Here is a 2,499-nt window from a genome sequence, read left to right as displayed (position 1 = left end):
GGAATCTGGTTCCCTCAAGGAGCCCTTCACGGACTTCCGGCGGCCAAGGACCAGGAGCGGCAGCCGCCGGAGCTCACGCCGTGCGCAGCACCCGCCACGCGGAGAAGCCCAGCAGCACCAGCTCCGCAGCCGAAAACCCGACCAGCGCGAGCGGGCTCGGCACCCACAGCAGCGTCATGCCGACCAGCAGCACCGGCACCACCAGCCCGGCGTAGGCGGCGAGGAAGATCCCCGCCAGCACCTCGCCCCGGGACAGCGGATCGGCCAGCGCCGCCACCGTCGCGACCGACGCGCGGAACCCGAGCCCCATCCCGCTCCCGGCGATCACCGAACCGGCGAAGAACAGCGCCAGCGAAGGCAGCAACGCGGCCACCGAAAGCACCGCCAACCCGATCGGCATCAGCACGAACCCGAGCCGCAGCTGCGCCCGCGACTCCATCGACGCGAAGACCACCTGCGACACCGCCGCGGCGGCCAGCATCGAGCCAGCGGTGACCCCGGCGAGCATCCGGTTGTGCTGGTGCAGTCCCTCGGAGAGCAGCGTCGGCGCGAGCGACATGAACAGCCCAGTAATCGCGAACGCGGCGAACACCCCGATCGCCGCGCCGACGAACGCCGGCCGCGCCCCGGCGGGCAGCGACACCCGCTGCGGCCGGTACGCCGGACGCTCCTCGCGCCGTTCGACGGTCTCCGGCACCAGGCACACCGCGAACGCCGCGACCAGCAGCACGATCAGAAACACGACGAACGTGCTGGTCAGCGGACCGTCGATGTACTGCGCGAAGACGCCGCCGACCACCGGGCCGAGCCCGAGTCCGCCCATGTTCACGACGGTGGCGATCAGGCCGGAGCGGCCGAGATCCTGGTCCGGACGGGTCACCGCGCGCAGTTCCGACAGGTGCGCGGTGGCGGTGGCCGTCAGCGCGCCGATGCCCACGCCGCACACGAATCGCGCGATCAGCAGGCCCGGAACCTCCGGCCAGAGCAGGAACAAGACCGCGGACAGCGCCTCGGCGAGCACCGAAGCGAGGATCACGCGGCGGCGGCCGAGCCAGTCGCTGACGTGCCCGGCGAGGTAGAGGCTGGCCATCACGCCGACCGCGTAGGCCGCGAAGACGACGGTGACCAGGAACGTCGGAAAGCCGTCCCGCTGCTGGTAAAGCGCGTACAGCGGAGTGGGCACGGTGGAAAACGCGAGACACGCGGCGAACGCGAACGCGATCACTCGGAACCCCCAGCCGTGGCTGACGCGCCATCCGGCCGGGGCGGTGAAAGCGGGCGGAACTGTGGTGACCATGTCGACCTTCCAAGCGGGAACCAACGTCTGCCACGATCCCCCGCCCCACTCATCAAGTCCAACGAAAAGTGTTGGTCAGAGTTATCTGGATGGGCGATAATTAGCCGATGGAGACGCGTCAGCTGGAGTTTTTCGTCGCGGTCGCCGAGGAGCTGAGCTTCACGCGGGCGGCGCAGCGGCTGTTCGCCACCCAGTCCACCGTTTCGGCGACGATCCGCGCGCTGGAGACCGACCTCGGCGCGACGCTGTTCGACCGGTCTACCCGCCGGGTCGCGCTGTCAACCGCGGGCGAGCTCTTCCTGCCCGAGGCGAAAGCGGCGCTGGACTCGGTGGAGCGGGCCCGCGAGGTGGTGCAGCAGGCGTCCGCCGGCCTGCGCGGGAGCCTCCGGATCGGCACGCTGACCAGCATGAACGCGTTCGATCTGCCGGTGCTGCTCGGCGCGTTCCACCGCAGGCACCCGCTGGTCGACCTGCACCTGACGGTGTCCCTCACCGGGTCGTCCGGGCTCGCCGACGACGTCCGCCACGGCCGCCTCGACGTCGCGCTGCTCGGCCTCTCGCGGGCGGAACTCGGCGGCTTGGACGCGACGCAGCTGGCCAGCGTGCCGTACTACGCAGTGCTGCCGGACAGCCATCCGCTCGCCGAGCGCGAGTCGGTCAAGCTGCCGGAACTGGACGGGGAACTGTTCGTCGACTGCCCGCGCGGCTTCGGGAACCGGCTGGCGGTGGACCGCGAATTCGCCACGCTCGGTCTTTCGCGCCGGGTAGCCGCCGAGGTCGCCGACCTGCGGACCGTCCCGCGCTACGTCGCAGCCGGGCTCGGCGTCGCGGTCCTGCCCGGCACCGCCCGGCTGACCATGCCGGGCGTCGTGTCGATCCCGCTCGCCGAGACGTCGCTGACCTGGCCGCTTACCGTCGTGGTCTCCGCGAAGCGGCCGCCGTCGCAGGCCCTGCGGACGCTGCTGGAGCTGTTCGTCGCGGCCGCGGCGGAGGGAGATATTACGGAGTTCTGACCGGGCCCCGGGCGGCCGGAATAGCGACCGGCGCCGCAGCGTCATCCTGTACACGGAATCCGCGATGGGAGAGAAGGAAATGACGGAAAAAGCGATCCTGGCCGGCGGGTGTTTCTGGGGCATGGAGGAGCTGTTCCGCCACCAGCCCGGCGTGACCGCCACCCGCGTCGGCTACAGCGGCGGCGACGT

General features: G+C 70.9%; 3 protein-coding genes. 2 read left to right on the top strand and 1 reads right to left on the bottom strand.

Annotation, left to right across the window (positions count from 1 at the left end):
• Nucleotides 1-73: 73 nt before the first annotated feature.
• The gene (locus ACWDNU_RS45105; RefSeq protein WP_370938349.1) at nt 74-1,297 is read right to left on the bottom strand and encodes an MFS transporter; all 1,224 of its coding nucleotides are present in this window, start codon (nt 1,295-1,297) and stop codon (nt 74-76) included.
• A gap of 107 nt (nt 1,298-1,404) precedes the next feature.
• Between ACWDNU_RS45105 and ACWDNU_RS45100 the strand changes: the two genes are divergently transcribed.
• Together ACWDNU_RS45100 and ACWDNU_RS45095 are read left to right on the top strand one after the other, a co-directional pair.
• On the top strand, nt 1,405-2,310 hold the full coding sequence (locus ACWDNU_RS45100) for a LysR family transcriptional regulator (protein ID WP_449673362.1): 906 nt from the start codon (nt 1,405-1,407) through the stop codon (nt 2,308-2,310).
• Nucleotides 2,311-2,389: 79 nt separating this feature from the next.
• The coding region (locus ACWDNU_RS45095) for a peptide-methionine (S)-S-oxide reductase (protein ID WP_354749587.1) at nt 2,390-2,499 on the top strand (110 nt) is incomplete at its 3' end.

Source organism: Amycolatopsis sp. NPDC003676, from assembly GCF_053587275.1.
Note: the sequence above shows the minus strand (reverse complement) of the source record. Positions and strands in the feature narration are given on the sequence as shown.